This window comes from Hymenobacter sp. PAMC 26628 (assembly GCF_001562275.1).
Taxonomy (GTDB): domain Bacteria; phylum Bacteroidota; class Bacteroidia; order Cytophagales; family Hymenobacteraceae; genus Hymenobacter.
This window is the reverse complement of record NZ_CP014304.1, coordinates 2,763,686-2,781,506: the sequence shown is the minus strand read 5'-3', so window position 1 is coordinate 2,781,506 and position 17,821 is coordinate 2,763,686. Positions and strand designations below refer to the sequence as shown.

Below are 17,821 nucleotides of genomic sequence, written 5' to 3'. Positions count from 1 at the left end.
GCCCCGGGGCCCTAATGCCTGCCGGCATTAGTGCACGTAAATCATTTGTTGTCAACCTCATTTCGCTCATGCATTACCGTTTGCTGCTTCCGCTGCTGGCCGGGCCCGCGCTCGGCTTTGGGCAGTCCACGGGCACGGTGGGCAACAACTACACCGACGTGCTCGACAAGGGCAACAGCATCGTGGCGTTCAGCCCGCCCGACGACGGCGTGCAGGGCAGCCCGCTGCTGCTGCGTGCCTGGACGCCGGCCGCGGTGCTGCTGCGTGGCAACGCCGCGCCCAAACTGGTGCCGGTGAAGTACGACGTGGTGCACCAACAGCTACGGGTGCGCCGGGCCCAGGGCGACTCGGTGGTGGTGCCGCTCGGCCAGCTCCAAGAATTCACGCTGACGCCCGGCCCGGCCGCCCGGCGCTTCGTGCCCCTGGGCGCGTCCGGGGCCCCGGATGGCTTTGCCGAAGTGCTGACGCCCGGCCTCCACCTACAATTGCTGAAATATTGGGACAAAGCGGTGGAGCAGGCGCCGGCCTCTACTTCGAGCTACGCCGCCCCCGCTAGCGTCAGCGCCTACGCCGACCGCCCCAAGTACTACCTCCGGGGCCCCAACGGCCGCCTGGCCGAGGTGCGCCCCAAGCGTGCCAGCCTGCAAGAGGTGCTGGCTGCTTACCCCGCCGCCGAACAAGCCCTGAAAGCCCGCAAAGGCAGCCTCAGCACCGAAGCTGAGCTGTGCGCCACCGTGGCCGCCCTCGATCCGCTAGTGCCGTAGGGCCCCGGCGTGGTTGTTGAGCTTGTAAGCTGCTTTTTAAGCCTGATTACCAAGCCAATGCACCGATAATACTGTAGCGTAATCTACAAAGTCCGCGCTACAGCTACCACCTTAAAAACTGTTTTAATCATGCACAAAATACTCCGTGCCTGCGCGTTGCTTAGCCTCGCGCTGCCCGCCGCGGCTCAAACTAAGGAGAGTGTTTCGGGCACTACCGTGGCGCGGGTGCTGAATACACTGGCCGCCGACGATATGCAGGGGCGCGGCACCGGCCAGCCCGGCGGCGACGCCAAGGCCGCGCAGTTTCTGGCCGGCGAGTTTGCCCGCATCGGCTTGCAGCCGCTGCCGGGCCTGGCGGGCTTCGAGCAGGCCTTCACCGCCTACCAGAGCAAGCCCGGCCCGGTGAACGCCATCCTGAACGGCCGGCCGCTGGTGCCGGGCCAGGTGCTGGTCGTGTCGGGGCAGCCCGGCCTGACCTGGCTGAGCGAGGATGCGCAGCCCACTAAGGTGGTGGTGGTAGGACCGGAGACGTCCGAGCGGCGCAAAATGTATGAGCTGCTCAATCCCAAGGCCAACACGCTTGTGTTCGTCGATACGGCGCATACCAAGGCCTTCAACCAACTGGCCGGCCATATTGAGGGCGGCCTCATGAGCGCCGAGCGCCCCGGACCGTACTCGACGGTGTTTGTGCTGACTACGGCCCCGGCCACGTCCACCTACCGCATCAGCGCCAGCACCACGGTGCAGCCCGTGGCGCTGCGCAACCTCGTGGGGGTACTGCCCGGCCGCAACCCGAAGCGGGCCCAGGAGTTTGTGGTCTTTTCAGGCCATTACGACCACCTTGGCATCCTAAAGGCTGTGGCGGGCGACTCCATTGCCAACGGCGCCGACGACGATGCTAGCGGCACTACCGCCGTGGTGGCCCTGGCCGAATACTTTAAGCAGAAGAAAGACAACGCCCGGCCGCTGCTCTTCGTGGCGTTCGCGGCCGAGGAAAAGGGCGGTTTTGGCTCCCAGTATTTCTCGAAGCAGCTCGACCCGCAGCAAGTGGTGGCCATGTTCAACATCGAAATGATTGGCAAGGAGGCCAAGTTTGGTCCCAAAACAGCGTTCATCACCGGTTACGATAAGTCGAATTTTGGCCCGCTGTTACAGGAAAACCTGAAGGGCACCGAATTTAAGTTTGAGCCCGACCCGTACCCCGCGCAAAACCTGTTTTACCGCTCCGACAACGCCACGCTGGCCCGCCTAGGCGTGCCGGCCCACACCATCAGCACCGACCAGATTCCAACCGATAAGCTGTACCACAGCGTGGACGACGAGGTGAGTAGCCTGGACGTGAAGAACATGACGGCCGTGATTTCGGCCATTGCGCGCAGCGCCCGCGGCATCGTGGCGGGCACGCAAACCCCCACCCGCGTGGCCCCCGAGAAGTAACCGCGGGGCCCCAGCCGGTGCGGCGGGAACGGGCCGGGAGCCGGTTTGCGTTGCCGTGGTAGCTTTAGGCGCTTTCCTCCAATCTTTATTCCTGCGTAATGAAACAGTTGACGTTGCTGCTGCCGCTGCTGGGCCTGCCGCTGCTGGGCGCCGCCCAAACCGACGACCAGACGCGCTACATGACCAACGTGTTCAACAGCGGCTTTGGGCCCGTGGCCCGCTCGGGCTTCGAAGTGCAGGGCAGCCCGCTGCTGCTGGCCGCCTGGACGCCGGCCGAACTGCTACTGCCCGGCAACACCAAGCCGGTATCGGCCCGGGTAAAGTACGACGTGGTGCGCCAGGAACTGCGGGTGCTGCGCCCCGCTGGCGATTCGGTGGCCGTGTCGGCCGCGCAGGTGAAGTCGTTCACGCTGGCCGGCGGCGGGGCGCCCCGGCACTTCGTGCCTTTCAGCAGCCCCGGGGCCCCCAACGGCTTTGCCGAAGTGCTGAGCCCCGGCACCAACCTGCAGCTGCTGAAGTACTGGGACAAAATAGTGGAAAAATCGGCGGGCGGTGGCTCCGGCTACGCCAGCACCGCCGTGACGAGCACCTACGCCGACCACGCCCGCTACTACCTGCTGGCCCCCGGTGGCCGCTTAGCTGAGGTGCGCCCCAAGCGCGCCAGCCTGCAAGAGGCCCTGGCCGCCTATCCCGCCGCCCAGCAGGCCCTCAAGGCCCGCAAGGGCAATATCAACTCCGAAGCCGAGTTGCGCGACGCTGTGGCTGCCCTCGACGCTGTGGCGACCAAGGCGCCGTAGGACCCCGTCTGCTTAGAGCCAGTGGGGCCCTGAAAACAGAAGTTGTCATGCTAAACGTAGTGAAGCATCTCTATCGCGCAAGTAAATGAATTACTGCTGCGGGGGAGATGCTTCACTGCGTTCAGCATGACGACCTATTTAAGCCAAACCGCGGCCATTTAACAACTGCCTACTTTCGGTGTAAATACACCGCCTCCAGCCGGGCCAGCGAGGCCTGGTTGGCACCGAGCAGGCGCAGCGTGTCGCCGCTGATTTGGTAGGTGCGGGTTTGCGCCAGCGCCTTCAGGAACGCGGTTTCGGTGGGCAGGGCGGGGCAGGCCATGCGGGTGCTTAGCAGGGGCCCGAAGGTGAGCTGGCCGGGCCCCGGCGCCGTGTAGGGGCCCCGGAAGCGGTTGCAGGCCCCGTTACCTTCGGCCGCACTGTCGGCGCGCAGCAGCAAATACGGTTCGCCGTCGGTGGGCGGGGCCACGGGATGGCCAGCCAGGGTGCGCGGCACCCAGCGCGTGTTGCGCAGCGCCGCATCGGGCGCAGTGCGGGGGAGCGGCGCGGCAGCCTAGGGCTAGGCGGTTATGGCAGGCCCCCAGCAGCAGAACAGGGACCAGGATGAGCGTCATTAATCAGCGGGGAGAGCGCATGGCCGGGTCGGAAAGGTTAATGACTCACTTTTACGCAAAACCACGCTTTGCAGCGAAGAAGCACGCCGCCGCGCTACCGCCCCAGCCGCACGGCCACGCCAGCCCCGGCGGTGGCGGTGCCCGCGGCGGGGCCCCCCAGCACGCGGCCGGTATTCAGGTCGAGGCGCAGCAGGGGCTGGGGGCGCCAGTAGAGGCCGGCCGTGGCACCGGTGTTCCAGTCGGCGCGGCCGGCGGTGTAAGCTTCCACAAAAAAGCCGGCGCGGTTGCCCAGCGGCCCGTTCAGGGCCAGCGTGCCCAGGAACTGGCCGGCCTCCACGTCGGCCAGGGTGAGGCCCTGCTGGCCGAAGCCCAGGTTGGCCTCCAGGCCGAAGCGCGGGCCGAGCTGCTCGCTCACCAGCAGGCGGGCCGCCGGGGCCCAGTGGGTTTGCTTGAGGGTGGGGGCCCCAGTGCCGGGCACGGCGGTTTCGGCCAGCAGCGCCACTTGGGTGCGGGTGTCGTAGTTGGGCGAAAGCATCAGCTTGGTGCCCACCACCAGCGGGGCCCAGCCGCCGCGGGCCGCTGCTGTCAGGGGCGCGTCGTCGGTGGCCGCTGGGGCCCCGGGCGCCAGGCTTTGGTAGGGCTGGCTCACGCGCAACTCCATGCCGTTGAAAAAGCCGATGCGCAGCGTGGGGGCCACCAGCCAGTTGGCGGCGCCGGCGCGGGGCAGCTGGCGCAGGGCCCCGGCTTCGAGCTGGAACTGGCCAGCGCGCAGCACCTGGGCCGTGATGGTTTGGCCGGGCCGGTCGGCGCGCAGGTTGCGCACGAAGGGCGCGTCTAGGTTGGGGTTGTTTTCTTCCGGCGTGTTTTGGGCCAGGGCGGGGGCGGCGGCGCCCAGCAGGGCGGCCGCGGCCCACAGAGTGGTCGTGCGCATGGGCTGGTTAAGCCCGCCGGGGCCCTAAATGGTTCCGGGGCGGCAACCCGGCCCGGGCCCGCTACGTAGCCGCCCCAACCTTTTGACTGTTCTGCTCCCATGAAAATTAAATCCTGGTTATCCGCCTTTTTCCTCATGAGTTTACCCCTGGCCCCAGTGCTGGCCCAGCCCGTGCTGCCGCTCTACACCGGCAACATTCCCAACTCCATTCCGAGTAGCGCGCAGGAAAAATCGAACACCGAAGCCAATGGCAGCGTGCACGTTACCAGTGTAGTGCAGCCTTCGCTGACGGTGTACGTGCCGCCGGCGGGCACGGCCAACGGCACGTCCATCATCGTGTGTCCCGGCGGCGGCTACGGCTTCCTATCGATGACTAACGAGGGCACCGAAATCGCCCAGCGCTTCACCGGCATGGGCATCACGGTGTTCATCCTGAAATACCGCCTGCCCAACGACGCGCTTCAGCCCGATAAAAGCATTGCCCCGCTGCTCGACGCCCAGCAGGCCCTGCGCCTGGTGCGCGAAGTGGCCCCCAAGTACAACCTCAACCCCGAGCGCATCGGCCTGATGGGCTTCTCGGCCGGTGGCCACCTGGCGGCCACGGCCGGCACCCAGTTTGCCAAGCCCGTGGGCCCCAAGCCCGGCCCGGCGTCGGTGCGGCCCGCGTTTTTGATGCTGATTTACCCGGTCATCAGCTTCAGCGACAGCCTGGCTCACGGCGGCTCGCGCACCAACTTGCTGGGCCAAAACCCGGCGCCAGCGCAGCTGGTGCAGTACTCAGCCGACCGCCAGGTGACGGCCCAAACGCCTCCTACGTTCATCGTGCACGCCCAAGACGATAAAACGGTGAAAGTGCAAAATAGCTTGGCTTTTTACGAGGCCTGCGTACACCACGGCGTGCCCGCCGAAATGCACCTGTTTGCCAAGGGCGGCCACGGCTTTGGCCTGCACAACGGCACCACCACCGACGACTGGTCGGAGCGCCTGCGCGAGTGGCTGGCTGCCAATGGGTGGATGGCCCGCTAAACGCGGCCGCCCCTGCGGCTAAATTTCTGAGCAGAAACGGCGGTTCATCTGTTTTCTTTGCAGAGCTTTTTGCTGCCCGTGCCTATGCGCCTAGTTTTTTACGCAATACTTAGCGGCTTGGGGCTGGCCGGCTGTGAGCAGCACCTGTATCATAAGGAGGAACGCCGTTCGCTGTCGGTGCCTACCGCCGTGGGGTCCCCACCGGCCCCGGGTACGCTGCTGCCCGCTCCGGCGGCGGTGCCGGGCACCGCCTTCAGCGTCAACGGTAAAGTACACTACTTGGTGGCGCAGGCCCGGCCCGATTCGGCCCACCCGCTGACGGCACTGGCGTATTTCTCCGACGACGACCGGGCCCGGCAGCACCTGACGAAAGTGCACGGCTACGACGGGCGCTTCACCTTCACGCTGCGCGACGCGGCCGGGGCCCCGGTGTTTCGGCGCGAGCTGCGCAAGGCCGACTTTGCCAAGATGGGCGCGCCCGACGTGGTGGTGGAAAGCGCCGTGAACAAGCCCGTGTTTCTGGGCTACGCAGCGGCGCTGCGGGCGCTGGTGTTCACCGTTGATTTTGGGACCCCGGACAGCGACGTGGGCTTCCAGGTGGTGCTGCTGCTCGACCTCGGCGGCCAGGTGCTGCGCCTAAGCGAAGGCCGCGCCCTGAGCGGGGGCCCCGACGCCGACCCGGCCCTGGCCGGCAACGGCCGCGCCGTGCTTACGGCCACCGAAGTTTTGCGCCCCGGCCTGCCGCCCCTGCGCCTGGCCCGCCCCGGGGCCGACCTGGCCGGTGCCTTTTTCTTGACCGACACCACGGTGCTGGCCATTTACGACCCGGGCAAGAACCGCCCCGTGCGCCTGCCCGACGGCCTCGTGAACTACGAGCGCCGCGTGACGCCCCAGCAAGAGCAGGCGCCCAATGCGTTTGTGCTGCGCGTGCGCAATGGCCAAGCTGTCAGCAGCTTCCGGTATCGCGGCTACTACGAAGGCATGGGCTACAGCGTGCCCCACTTCCGCTTACCCGCGGCCCACGCCTGCTACCTGCTCGACGAAAAGCGCGGCCTGTACCTGGTGCCGCTGGCCCCCGGGGCCCCCGCTGTGCTGAAATTCGCCGAGATGCCCCAGTTCGTGCCCCCGCAAATAGCGCAGGAAGTGCGGTTTGAGTTACAAGGCGAAGACGCGCAATTCGCCTTTTACGCCGATACGCTCAACCCGCGCCGCGTGCGCTACCAGCGGCTGCAAGATTAGCTCGGGGCCCAACGCCAGCGCTGAAGCAAGTTTAGGCAAGACATTTAGTAATGTCAATATTTCTAGGCTACATTCGACCGGAAAAATAATTGCCTTGGCTAGCTACTCTACCCCGATTCACTACTTATGATACGGCCTATTTTTCCACTCGCTCAGCGTTGGGCATTCTGCGCCAGCGTGCTGCTGCTGATGCAGTGCAGCAAAGGCAAACCGAATGACCCCGCCCCCGTCGACCAATTGCCGCCGGCCACGCAGACCGGGGCCGGCACGTTCGGCTGCCTGGTCAACGGCCAAGTGTACATGCCCAAGGGCAACGTCGGTATGACCAACTTCGCGGTGCTCTACGAGCCGGGGCCCCAAGGGGCTAACCTCAACATCATTACCTACCGTCTTGACGGCCGCTATCAAGACCTGAACCTGTACTGTGGGCTGATTACGCTCCAAAAGCGGACGTTCATTATTGGTTTACCAGCCACCGAGGCCTCAGGGGTATATACTGGACCAGTTGGGGACTACCGCAACGAAAATGACCTAACCTACCGCCGCGGGCGAATCGTCCTCACCCGGGTGGACGAGCAGGCGGGCGTCCTAGCTGGCACGTTCGAATTCACCAGCGTCAATACCAAAGGGGACACGCTGAAGATCACGCAGGGCCGCTTCGACAGCAAATTGTAACCGTTCACTCTTGCTCACCTTCCTTTCCAATTTTGCGCATGAAAAAACACTACTTATTGCTCGCGTTGCTCTGGTTTAGCACCGCTTGGCACGCGTCCGCACAACAGCGAGTCGCGGCCGTGGCCCCGGCCCCCGTGGACTCCCTACGCCAGTACTTGGGCAACATGTTCGCCAACGTGGACAAAACGCAGGTGCCCGCCCCCTATCTGGAGGAATACGGCTACCGCTTCCTGCCCTTACGCCTCTTCAACGGGGCCCTGGTGGATTCCAACCGCACCACCCTGACGCTGTGGCGCCAGTTGTACGCCACCGTGGTGAGCGGCAACATCAACGGCCCGGACAACCTGCCCGTCCTCTCGGACCTCAACGCCCAAATCCGCACCCAAACGGCCGCTTCCAACGCCATCCCGCTTATCGTCCAGCGCCTCGACTACGCCACCCTGCGGTCCGATGCCATCCAGGCGGGCCTGTTGCGGGGCCAGAACGACCAATTGTTCGACGTGCCCGGCCGTCCGGCTTCGCCTTACCTGTTGAAGACCTTATTCGCCGCTGCCCCGGCCCGCAACGTGGCCTCGATGGGCACCGTGTCGTTTGTCTTCCCCCAAGCCCTGCACGTGCAAAGCGGCGGCGGGACTGTGCTGTCCCTTGCCATCGACTTCGGCGACGGCCGTGGCTACGTTACGGCCACCTGGGGACAGCCCATCGCGGCTACTTACACCGTCGCCGGCGTTAAGCGCGTCAAGATCAAGCTGGCTTATAGCGAGGTGTTTGCCCCCAGTCTGACCAAGAATGCTTCTACAGCCCGCCCATCGGCTGTGCCGGGCAGCCCCATCGCCAGTGTTAGCTAACCCAAGTTGCGGGCTAGTGAGGTCATAAAAAAGTCTGTTCGGCGTGAACAGACTAGGTTTGGGTCTCTGACCTCCCAATCCCCTGCTGACCATGCGCGAACAGACCGTTGCAATGTACTGCGTACTCGATGATTTAATCCGCTACACCCGCCCGGCCAGCACGCCCCCCCCGGCGACCAGCCGGCGCTTGACCGATGCGCAGGTACTGACCACGGCGCTGGTGGCCGCTCGCTTTTTTGGCGGTAACCTGGTGGTGGCCAAGCACTACCTGGAACAGCATTGGGGACAGAATCCGTTGGATAAGAGCGGTTTCACGCGCCGCCTGCATGCCCTTGCTGATACCCTGTACACCCTGTTTGCCACCGTAGGCGACGTGCTCAAGCAGTTGCACGACGAGGCGCGGTACGTGCTCGATTCCTTCCCCGTGGCCGTGTGCCACAATACCCGCATTCCGCGTTGTAAGCTCTTGAGGGGCAAGGCGTATCACGGCCGCTGCGCCAGTAAACGCAGTTGGTTTTATGGGCTCAAGGTGCAGGTGGTGGCCACCAGCGACGGCATCCCCGTCGAGTTTTACCTGCATGCCGGAGCCGAGTCGGAGCAAACCGGCCAGCGCGGGCTACCCCTTGACCTGCCCGCCGGCAGCGTGCTCTATACCGATGCCGGCTACACGGACTACGCGGCGGCGGATATGTTCAACGAAGCCAGCGGCAGCCAGCAGCAAACGGCCCGCCGCAAAAATAGCAAACGGCCGCATCGTCCGGCGCAAGTATTTCTGCTACAGTATTTTCGCAAAGGCATCGAAACGTGTTTTAGTCAGCTTACGGCCCGCTTTCCCAAGCAGATTCACGCCGTGACGGCTGCTGGGTTTGCCCTGAAAATTGCCCTCTTCATTTTTGCCCACACTTTAAGCCAAGCCGGCCTATAGCCTGCAACTTGAGTTAGCTACGAAAGCCAGTTCGACCTGCAATTGCTGGACCCCGCCGCCGACGCAGGAACGGCTTCGGTCACTCAGTCCGGGGCCGGCACGAGGGGCACTGCCGGTACGCAAGGGGCGGGCGGAACTGCCGGGTACGTATACCACGGCGGCACGGACTCATTATATTTCGCTCCCACCGCGAACCATTCGGGCGGCTGGGTCTACTTTGTGTACGGAGGCCTGAACCGCCGCTACCTCAGCAAACCCTTGATCGTGGCTGAAGGCTACGACGTTTCGCGCATCGCCCCAAATATACAATCGAACTATAGTGTCAGAGATTTTTTGAGAAATATATTTATATATAATAATAATGGAAGTCTTTTTAATTTTTTTACGGCGCTGGGCAATGATAACCCGGCCACGAACACCACGGCCTACGACCTCGTTTTCATTGACTACAACAACGGCACGGACGACATCCGGCGCAACGCAGCCCTCTTCGAGCAGGTTGTGCAGTACGTGAACGCCAACAAACAGGGCGGCACGGCCACCGGCCAGCGCAACGTGGTGCTGGGCATTTCCATGGGCGGCCTTGTGGCCCGCTACGGCTTGGCCGAAATGGAAAAAGCGCAACCCGGCAGTACCTATACCCGGCTGCTCGTCACCCAGGACAGCCCCCACCGCGGAGCCAACACCCCGTTGGGCCTCCAGGCCCTGGTGCGCCAGGCCGCCTCCACCTACCTAGGCGTGTACATCAGCTCGCTCAACTCCAGCGGCATCCTTCATTCAATAAACTTAGGCGATGTTTTTCCCGAGTTACAATAAGGCGACCTCCTGCTCGACGAGCCCGCCACGAAACAACTGCTACTGGTGCGCGCCACCGTGCAGCGCTACGCGCCCTTCGCTTGGGCCTCGACCTACGGGGTCGAATTTAATTCGTTCGTGGACGGTGATTACCGGGCCATGATTGCCCCGCCCGCCGGCGGTTTTCCGTACCGCTTCGTCGCGACCAGCCTCGGGTCCCAATGCGGCAAAGGCCCCCTGGCCCCGTACGACGAGCTGGTGCGCATCGAAGCTGGGGGCTACCTCAACTTGGTGATGGTAAGCACCAGTATCCACACCCAGGTGGTCGTAAACGCCCTGCCCAACCCTGGGCAAGTGCAGCGCCTGAGCGGCTTGCAGGTCTGGAACCAAGTGCGCGTGCTCTTATTTACCCGCAAGTTTTACCTTTCCAAGCTGGCCTACCAGTCCCCAGCGGCCAACCGCATTGCCTGGGACGGCTTGCCCGGCGGGGTGCAGTACGTCAACGGTCAGCTTTCCCTGACGCCGGGCACCAACAGCGGCACGAAGCTGTGGGGCATCGTCGGCTATTATAAAAACGTGGCTCTGGGCAACGCATTCTGCTTTGTGCCCTCGGCCAGCGCCCTGGACGTGCCCATGCTGGACAACAACACGGCGCGGGCCAGCTTCGTCAATGGGTACACGTCGAGCACCAGCCCGCCCCTGGCCGAGACGTATATCGCCGAAGTACCCCATTACGACCGAACAACGGGCACAACGGCGTACAACTCCCCCCATCCTTTTTTTACTGGGCGACAAAGTCAGTGGATTTACAACGAGATGGAACGGCCTTTCAACGGCAACACCAACCCTACCGCGTGCGACCCGAACCCGGAGTGCAACCCGGCGCCGCCGCGCTTCATCAACGGCCCCCAAAACGTGTGCGGCACCGCGACTTATTCCGCATCCGCCATTGCCGGGGCCGTCTACAACTGGACGACCTCGCCGGCCGGGGCCTTCTCGCCGGCCACCGGCTCCGGCCCCACCTTCACGACCACCGGGACGGGCCCCAACAGCGGCCAGGTGGCCGTGGCCGTCGTTAGCCCCTGCCCCAGCAACAGCTTTACCGCCGCCTTGGCCGTGGCCGTCTGCCAACAGTTCAGCGTGGCTATTACGTCGTTGGTCTACAACAGCAGTTGTGTTTCTAGCACGGGCAAGCCCAACTACGCGCTCTGGACCGCCGCCGCCACCGGCGGGAACGGCCCCACCACCTACGCCTGGTACGTAGACTACAGCGGCACGGGCAACAGCTTCACCGGACCGGTGAGTAACGGCACAACCTTCGGCACCTGCCTGAACGGCTACACGCGCATCGTGCAGGTCAAGGTCGTGGCCACCAACAACGGCCAGCAGGCCACGGCCCTCTACTATGCTCAACCCCAGACCATGATGGCCATGTACCCGAACCCGGCCGACAGCTACGTAGACGTGGCCAACGACGCGGCGATTCCCAGCAACGCAAATGCAGCCAACGTAATGCCGCAAGTGGCCGCAGCCTCCGCCGCCCCGGCCGGGACAGCCCCGATGCAAGTCGCGGTGTATAACGGACAGGGCCAAACCGTATTCACGGCCACCGACGTCACGGCTCCCTCGGTACGGTTGAACACCCAAAACTGGCCCGATGGATTGTACCAGGTGAACACGCAACGCGGGCTAACCGTCACGCGGCGACAGCTGAGTGTGCAGCACAACCATTAAGAGTCGCCACGAGAAGCTGAACGGCAAAACCCCGTCCAAATTTTGGACGGGGTTTTGCCGTTCAGCTTCTCGTCAACCAAGCCCCCACCGGAGCTGACTTATGAAAGGGCGCGGCTACGGTTAGCCAGCGGGCGGCGTGGGGGTATGTAGGGCGAAAACAGTTGCTGCGTCGTCTGACGCATCGCTTTAGCGGTGCCCACGCACTCGTGGAAGTTCTAATGTTATTGAGTCCTTCTGGAGCTTTGCCAACACCAGGACCCCTACACCGTCACGATTTCCTCGGTTTGGAAATAATAAATGAGGCCCCGCACCTGCTCATAGCCCAACTGCTCGAACAGCGTGGCGTAGTTGCGCAGGGCCTGGCGGTGGGCGTACTGCGGCGGGGGCAGCCGGAAATCGAGCAGCGTCACGCGGCGGCCCGTGCGGTCGAGCACCACCCGGTCGGGCCGGTAGGGGCGCACCTGCACGCCGCCGAGCAGGATTTCGCGCTCCGTTTCTACGCTCAGGTGTTCGGCGAAGTAGGGCGCCAGGCGCGGGTCGGCCACGATGCGGCCCAGGCGGGCGGCCAGCTCGTCGCGCTCCTTGGCGCTGATGATGCCCTCGGCCACCAGTTGCCCAGCCACGCGGGGCACGTCGGCCGCGGCGACGAGGCGGCGCAGGCCGTAGTGCAGCTTGCGGTTCCACTCGCTCAGGCGCTGCTGCTCGTCAAAATCGAACACCGTGGTGGCGTGGCGGCGCAGTTGCAGGCGCTCCTCCCAGGGCGCCGCCCCCAGGTTGGTGAGGGCGTAGGTGCGGGCGGCCGGCGCGGGGCCCCCGGGCAGCAGGGGGGCATCGCTGCCTTGGGATAACACAAACGCTACTTGCTCGTCCTGCCACTGGCCCAAGCCCTGCAAGTAGCCGTGCAGCAGGTCGGCCACGGTGCGGGCCGTGGCCAGGGGCCCCGTCGGCTCCTCGGTTTCCAGGGTGGCCTTGGCGGCTTTCTTGGCCTCGGGCCGCTTGCTGAGCACGTACAGCCGGTGGCGGGGCCGGGTGAAAGCCACGTACAGCGTATTTAGCCCTTCGAGGAAGGTTTTTTCGCGCTCTTCGGCGTACTGGCCGCCCAGCGCGGTTTGCTGCAAAGTGGCGTTTAGGCCCACCACGGCCACTTCGGGCAGGCCGGGCAGTGGCTTCTCGTCGGCCGCCAGGTGGCCCCAGAGTAAAGTGTTGCGGTGCGGCTCCAGGCTCCAGTCGGCAAAAGGCACGATGACCACGCCGTAGGCCAAACCCTTGGCCTTGTGCACGGTGGTGATGGTGATGGCCGCCCGCCCGCCCGGCGCGTTGATGCTCACGCGGCCCTTGCGCCCCTCCCAATCGGCCAGGAAGTTGCCCAGGTTGTTGCCGTGGCGCAGGCTGAATTCCAGCGTCAGGTCGAGGAAGCGAAACAGATAGTCGCTCTCGCCGTTGCGCCCCAGCAGGCCAAACAGGTCGATGAGCCGCTCGGCCAGCTCATACAGGCCCAGGTTGCCGGTTTCGTCCTCCTGCACGTCGTAGCCCAGAGCCCGCAGCTCGTCGAAAAACGGCTTGGCGTGCGCTTGGTTGGCAATGTCGGCCAGGTGGCGCACGCGGGCCGGCGTGGGGGCCTCCTGCCGCACCACTTTGTCGACGAGCAGCAGCGCCTCGGCCCGGGCCAAGGTATCGGCCGGCTGGTGCAGTACCCGGAAAATGCTAATGAGTAAATTCACCACCTCGGCAAATTCCAGCGCCAGCGAGTCGGCCGAAATGATGGCGTAGCCTCGCTCTTTCAGGAACTTGGCCATGATCTTGCTGGCTTGGCGCGTGCGGCACAGCACCGCCACGTCGGCCAGCGCGTAGCCGTTGGCCAGGGCCTGCTCCACCAGGGCCAGGGCCAGGTAGCAGGTGCTTTCCTCGTAGGTGAGCGTGGCGCCGGGGGCATGGCCGGGCAGCGGCGCGCCGGTGTGGGCCCCCGCCGCGGCGTCGTACTGCTGGGCGGGCGCGTCCTTCTGGGTAAATAATAATTCGACGTGCCCCGGCCGGCCGCTGGGGGCCCCAGCGGGCACCTGCTGCCCAAAGTACGCGTCATAAATGCCCTGCACCAGCGGCAAGTCGGCGTGGCGCGCGCTTACCGCGGCGAAAAAGGAATTATTAAACTCAATGATTTCGCGGGCCGAGCGGTAATTAATTTGCAGGGCTTCGGCCTTTAGCGCGGGTCCCACGGTTTCGTAGCGCAGGCGCAGCAGCTCGCGCATTTCGGGCTCGCGGGCACGCTCGGCTAGGGGCCCCGTGTTGCCCTGGTGCAGGCGCAGAATCTGCTCCATCTCGCCGCCGCGCCAGCGGTAGATGGATTGCTTGGCGTCGCCCACGGCCAGGCTGTCGAAGCCGTTGGCGAGCGTGTTTTCCACCAGCGGCAGCAGGTTGTTCCACTGCAAAACCGACGTGTCCTGGAATTCGTCAATTAATAAGTGCTCGTATTTCTCACCCAGCCGCTCGTACAAAAAAGGCACCGGCTCGGTGAGCACAATGGCGGCAATGCGGCGGTTGAATTCGGAAATTAATACCACGTTGCGCTCGCGGCTGATTTGCTCCACCAATTTATTTAATTCGCTCAGCAGCGAGGCGTGGAATAAATACGGCTGCATGGCCGTGAGCAAAATATAATTCGGCAAATAATTAGCCCGCAGCGTGTCGAGCGCCGCGACTAATTGGCGCAGCGGCTCCTTCACGGCGTCGACGCGGGCGCGGTCGGTGGCGGTTTTTATTTTGCCGCTGTACCACTTGTCCTCGGCCAGCGTGGCCTGCACGTAGCTGTTGGGGCCCGCGCCGGGGGCTAGCAGTTCGGTGCCTTTTTGCACGTAGCCAAAAATGCCGCGCTTGCCCTGGTAAAAGTCCCCCTCCAGGGCCCCGGCCTCGTCGAGCACGGCCACGGCGGCCTCCTGGGCCTGGGTGAAAGCGGCCTCGATTTCGAGCCGCCGGGCCCGCAATTCTTTGTCGATGCGCCGGAAATCAGCCAAATCCAGCTTGCCCAGCTCCGTCACGGCCTCCTGCACGGTTTCGTTGAACAGGGCGCGGCCAAAGGTGGCCAGCTCCTCGGGCAGGCGGCTCCAACTCTTGCCCTCGTCGGCGCGGCCCAGGGCGTAGTCGGCCAGCGTGGCCGAGAGCAGCCGGGTGTCGGCGTTGCGGTTCACCTTGTCGAGCAGGGCCGCCACGGCGCTTTGCAGCACGCTGTCGGTGTCGAGTTCCACCTCGAAGCTGGCCGGCAAATCCAACTCGCGGGTGAAGGCCGTGACGATGCGCTGCACAAAGGCATCGATGGTGCTCACCGCAAAATCGGCGTAGTGGTAGAGCACGAGCCGGAAAGTGGCCGCCGCCCGGCGCCGCACCGCGTCGGGCCCCAAGCCCAGGGCGGCGGCCACGTCGGTGAGCAGCGCGTCGGGCTTGCCGCCGGCTTCGGGGTAGGCGAAGCGGCGCAGGGCCCCCACAATGCGCTCCTTCATTTCGCCGGCCGCGTCGCGGGTGAAGGTGATGGCCAGCACACGCTTGAAGTACGCGGGGTCTTCGGAACTGAGGGCGAGGGTGAGGTATTCTTTGGTAAGCTGGTAGGTTTTGCCCGAGCCGGCCGAGGAAGAATAAATGCGGAAGGAGGGGGACGCTGCCGGTGTGCTCACTTAAAAATTATTTAAATTAATAAAAACGGTCATGCAGAGCGCAGCGAAGCAGCTCTACTGCTTAACTAATTATTTACTGCTGCGGGAGAGATGCTCCGCTGCCGCTCTGCATGACGTTCTGAATAATAACGGCCTAAATAAATTCCGAAACCGCAGCTATTAAAACTTTACGTCGGCGCTCAGTTGTACGGCCTCGAATTTGAATTCGGTGACGGCCGAGCGCTGGCCCAGGCCGACGTGGTTAAGGCCGTGCACGTAACGGGCCGTGAGGCTTAGGCGGGGCCCCAAGAAGTATTCGAGGCCCGCCGTAGCCCCAACGCTCCGCTCCTCGGTGTCGTGCGTAATGTCGGTGCTGGTGCCGCTAATCTGCTGGCTGGCTTGGATTAACAAATCGGCCTGGGGCCCCGCCAGCACCGCCAGGCGCCGCGAAACGCCGTACTTAAGCAGCAGCGGCAGCGACAAGTAGCGCAGCGTGTAGGTAGTGCCCGTAGCCGATACCCGGCCGCCGAGTTGCGAGAACAGGTACTCCTGCTGCACCGAAAAGCCCCGCTGCCCCACCGGTACCTGCAACGTAAAACCGGCCGCAACCCCGGGCCGCCAATTGGTTTCAACCGGCACAACTGGCGCCGGGAAGCCGCGGTTGAAATCGGTGTTCGACAGGTTCAGCCCCACCTTCGCCCCGAACCGGACCTTGGCCGGGCGGGCGTAGTAGGCGGACGGGTCGGGGGCGCGCTGGGCGGTGGCCGCCGACGCCTCACCGCCGAAAAAAGCAATTAGTAACAGGTGTTTCATGCTACAAAGAACGGCCGCACGCCGCCAGTGGGGCCCCTAAACGAACGGGCCGGCGCTATAAATAGCGCCGGCCCGTTCGTTATAAGTCAACCAATTTTTTCGCCGGGGCCCTAGGCCAGCAGCTGCGGCTTTTCCTGGTACACTTTCCAGAGGAACTCGCCGAAAATGGTGTTGGCCCAGGCAAACCAGGCGCGGGTAAATTTCTTGGGGTCGTCTTTGTGGAACGACTCGTGCATGTAGCCCGTGCCGGCGTGGGTGGCCTTGAGGCTTTGCACGCAGGCGCGGATTTCGGCGTCGTCGGTGCTGGTGAGGCCGCGGGTGGTGATGGCGATGGGCCAAATCATGTCCTGTCCCACGTGGGGGCCCCCGATGCCCTCGGCCGCGGTGCCCTTGAAGAAGAACGGGTTGGCGGTGGAGAGCAGGAACTTGCGCGTGTTCTGGTACACAGGGTCGGTGGCGGGTAGGGCCCCCAGGTAGGGCAGGGCCACGAGGCTGGGCACGTTGGCGTCGTCCATCAGCACCTGGCTGCCGAAGCCGTCCACTTCGTAAGCGTAAATCTTGCCGTGCTGGGGGTGGTCCACCACCGCGTGCTGGCGCAGGGCGGCTTCCACCTCGTCGGCCAAGGCCGCCAGCTCGCCGGCGGTTTTGGCGTCCTTGGCCAGGGCCGTCATCATCTCGGCGGCCTGTCGCAAGCTGGTGACGGCGAAGAAGTTGCTGGGCACCAGGAAGGAGTAGAGCGTGGCGTCGTCGCTGGGCCGAAACGCCGAGCAGATGAGCCCCACCGGCCGCACCGGGTAGCCGAAACCGGCCATGGGCTGGGTGTCGGTAGAGTTGGTGGTGTTGCGCTGGAAGTGGTAGGGCCCCAGGCCGTCTTTGCGCTGCTGGGCGCGGAAGGTTTGCAGCGTGGCCTGCACGGCCCGCTGCCACTGCGCATCGAAGGGCGCGGCGTCGTTGGTTTTTTTCCAGTAGTGGTAGGCCAGGCGGATAGGGTAGCAAAGCGAGTCGACTTCCCACTTGCGCTCGTGCACGCCCGGCTGCATGGCGGTTTTATCGGTTTTCCACTCCCCCACCTTGGTATCGTCGCCGTAAAATGCGTTGGCGTAAGGATCCTTTAAAATGCAGCGCGTCTGGCGGTTAATCACGCCGGCCACCAGCTGGCGCAGCTCGGCGTCGCGGCCGATGAGCTGCAAGTAGGGCCACACCTGGGCCGAGCTGTCGCGCAGCCACATGGCGTCGATGTCGCCGGTGATGACATAGGTATCGGGCCGGCCGTCGCGCACGGCGTAGGTCACGGTGGTGTCGAGCGTACTCGGGAAGCAGTTTTCAAACAGCCAGCCCAACTCCGGGTCCTTCACCTTCTTCTTAAATTCAGTGATGGCCGCTTCCACCGCCCGGCTCTTGAACCGGCGCTGGGCCGCCGCTGGCCGCACCACCGGAAACGCCGGGGCCCCCGCAGCAAAGGAATACTGCGTGAGAAAAGCGCCGCCGGTCAGCAGCGAGGAAGCTTGTAAAAAGGCTCTGCGGTTCATAAAATGGTATTGAATGTAGCGTGGACGCTGCGAGTCCGCGCGTTGGCGTCGTA

Annotated in this window: 15 protein-coding genes; 10 read left to right on the top strand and 5 right to left on the bottom strand. The window is 64.2% G+C overall.

The annotated features are described in order from the left end of the window. Nucleotides 1–68 precede the first annotated feature (68 nt). The 3 genes from AXW84_RS12240 (at nt 69) to AXW84_RS12230 (ending at nt 2,998) form a co-directional block, all read left to right on the top strand. Nucleotides 69–764 carry a hypothetical protein gene (locus AXW84_RS12240; protein ID WP_068233397.1) on the top strand — a complete coding sequence of 232 codons (696 nt, stop codon included), beginning with the start codon at nt 69–71 and terminating at the stop codon, nt 762–764. A 129-nt stretch (nt 765–893) separates the two neighbouring features. After that, nucleotides 894–2,201: a M20/M25/M40 family metallo-hydrolase gene (locus AXW84_RS12235; protein ID WP_071891263.1), complete on the top strand. Its 1,308-nt coding sequence runs from the start codon at nt 894–896 to the stop codon at nt 2,199–2,201. A 98-nt stretch (nt 2,202–2,299) separates the two neighbouring features. Continuing rightward, entirely contained in the window at nt 2,300–2,998 is a 699-nt protein-coding gene (locus AXW84_RS12230; protein WP_068233391.1) for a hypothetical protein, read from the top strand. A gap of 169 nt (nt 2,999–3,167) precedes the next feature. Here AXW84_RS12230 and AXW84_RS12225 read toward each other — a convergent pair whose 3' ends face one another. Further along, nucleotides 3,168–3,512, bottom strand: coding sequence for an META domain-containing protein (locus tag AXW84_RS12225; protein WP_082773860.1), 345 nt, complete (start codon nt 3,510–3,512; stop codon nt 3,168–3,170). A gap of 194 nt (nt 3,513–3,706) precedes the next feature. Beyond that, nucleotides 3,707–4,543 carry a transporter gene (locus AXW84_RS12220; protein ID WP_068233384.1) on the bottom strand — a complete coding sequence of 279 codons (837 nt, stop codon included), beginning with the start codon at nt 4,541–4,543 and terminating at the stop codon, nt 3,707–3,709. 135 nt (nt 4,544–4,678) lie between these two features. Here AXW84_RS12220 and AXW84_RS12215 point away from each other — a divergent pair, with 135 nt between their 5' ends. From AXW84_RS12215 to AXW84_RS12185, 7 genes are all read left to right on the top strand, one after another. Next, nucleotides 4,679–5,569: an alpha/beta hydrolase gene (locus AXW84_RS12215; RefSeq protein WP_068239336.1), complete on the top strand. Its 891-nt coding sequence runs from the start codon at nt 4,679–4,681 to the stop codon at nt 5,567–5,569. Between the two features lie 84 nt (nt 5,570–5,653). Then, complete coding sequence (locus tag AXW84_RS12210; protein ID WP_157886977.1) at nt 5,654–6,808, top strand: hypothetical protein; 1,155 nt, start codon at nt 5,654–5,656, stop codon at nt 6,806–6,808. Between the two features lie 126 nt (nt 6,809–6,934). Beyond that, the gene (locus tag AXW84_RS12205) at nt 6,935–7,483 is read left to right on the top strand and encodes a hypothetical protein (protein WP_157886976.1); all 549 of its coding nucleotides are present in this window, start codon (nt 6,935–6,937) and stop codon (nt 7,481–7,483) included. A 38-nt stretch (nt 7,484–7,521) separates the two neighbouring features. Then, complete coding sequence (locus tag AXW84_RS12200) at nt 7,522–8,331, top strand: hypothetical protein (RefSeq protein WP_068233375.1); 810 nt, start codon at nt 7,522–7,524, stop codon at nt 8,329–8,331. 91 nt (nt 8,332–8,422) lie between these two features. After that, on the top strand, nt 8,423–9,256 hold the full coding sequence (locus tag AXW84_RS12195; protein ID WP_068233372.1) for an IS982 family transposase: 834 nt from the start codon (nt 8,423–8,425) through the stop codon (nt 9,254–9,256). A gap of 333 nt (nt 9,257–9,589) precedes the next feature. Further along, on the top strand, nt 9,590–10,072 hold the full coding sequence (locus AXW84_RS12190; protein ID WP_157886975.1) for an esterase/lipase family protein: 483 nt from the start codon (nt 9,590–9,592) through the stop codon (nt 10,070–10,072). A gap of 45 nt (nt 10,073–10,117) precedes the next feature. Then, nucleotides 10,118–11,785: a T9SS type A sorting domain-containing protein gene (locus AXW84_RS12185; RefSeq protein ID WP_068233364.1), complete on the top strand. Its 1,668-nt coding sequence runs from the start codon at nt 10,118–10,120 to the stop codon at nt 11,783–11,785. A 260-nt stretch (nt 11,786–12,045) separates the two neighbouring features. Here the strand turns inward: AXW84_RS12185 and AXW84_RS12180 are convergent, their stop codons facing one another. The 3 genes from AXW84_RS12180 to AXW84_RS12170 form a co-directional block, all read right to left on the bottom strand. Continuing rightward, nucleotides 12,046–15,447, bottom strand: coding sequence for a UvrD-helicase domain-containing protein (locus AXW84_RS12180; RefSeq protein ID WP_068233361.1), 3,402 nt, complete (start codon nt 15,445–15,447; stop codon nt 12,046–12,048). Nucleotides 15,448–15,606: 159 nt separating this feature from the next. Beyond that, nucleotides 15,607–16,239 carry a porin family protein gene (locus AXW84_RS12175; protein WP_068233358.1) on the bottom strand — a complete coding sequence of 211 codons (633 nt, stop codon included), beginning with the start codon at nt 16,237–16,239 and terminating at the stop codon, nt 15,607–15,609. 110 nt (nt 16,240–16,349) lie between these two features. Then, nucleotides 16,350–17,768, bottom strand: coding sequence for a glycoside hydrolase family 125 protein (locus AXW84_RS12170; protein WP_068233353.1), 1,419 nt, complete (start codon nt 17,766–17,768; stop codon nt 16,350–16,352). Nucleotides 17,769–17,821 lie beyond the last annotated feature (53 nt).

What these genes read in the sequence shown, in the direction of transcription:
- AXW84_RS12210 (WP_157886977.1), top strand. Translation starts at nt 5,654, where the DNA reads ATGCGCCTAGTTTTTTACGCAATACTTAGCGGCTTGGGGCTGGCCGGC.
- AXW84_RS12230 (WP_068233391.1), top strand. Translation starts at nt 2,300, where the DNA reads ATGAAACAGTTGACGTTGCTGCTGCCGCTGCTGGGCCTGCCGCTGCTG.
- AXW84_RS12235 (WP_071891263.1), top strand. Translation starts at nt 894, where the DNA reads ATGCACAAAATACTCCGTGCCTGCGCGTTGCTTAGCCTCGCGCTGCCC.
- AXW84_RS12175 (WP_068233358.1), bottom strand. Translation starts at nt 16,239, where the DNA reads ATGAAACACCTGTTACTAATTGCTTTTTTCGGCGGTGAGGCGTCGGCG.
- AXW84_RS12205 (WP_157886976.1), top strand. Translation starts at nt 6,935, where the DNA reads ATGATACGGCCTATTTTTCCACTCGCTCAGCGTTGGGCATTCTGCGCC.
- AXW84_RS12200 (WP_068233375.1), top strand. Translation starts at nt 7,522, where the DNA reads ATGAAAAAACACTACTTATTGCTCGCGTTGCTCTGGTTTAGCACCGCT.
- AXW84_RS12220 (WP_068233384.1), bottom strand. Translation starts at nt 4,543, where the DNA reads ATGCGCACGACCACTCTGTGGGCCGCGGCCGCCCTGCTGGGCGCCGCC.
- AXW84_RS12170 (WP_068233353.1), bottom strand. Translation starts at nt 17,768, where the DNA reads ATGAACCGCAGAGCCTTTTTACAAGCTTCCTCGCTGCTGACCGGCGGC.
- AXW84_RS12215 (WP_068239336.1), top strand. Translation starts at nt 4,679, where the DNA reads ATGAGTTTACCCCTGGCCCCAGTGCTGGCCCAGCCCGTGCTGCCGCTC.
- AXW84_RS12240 (WP_068233397.1), top strand. Translation starts at nt 69, where the DNA reads ATGCATTACCGTTTGCTGCTTCCGCTGCTGGCCGGGCCCGCGCTCGGC.
- AXW84_RS12195 (WP_068233372.1), top strand. Translation starts at nt 8,423, where the DNA reads ATGCGCGAACAGACCGTTGCAATGTACTGCGTACTCGATGATTTAATC.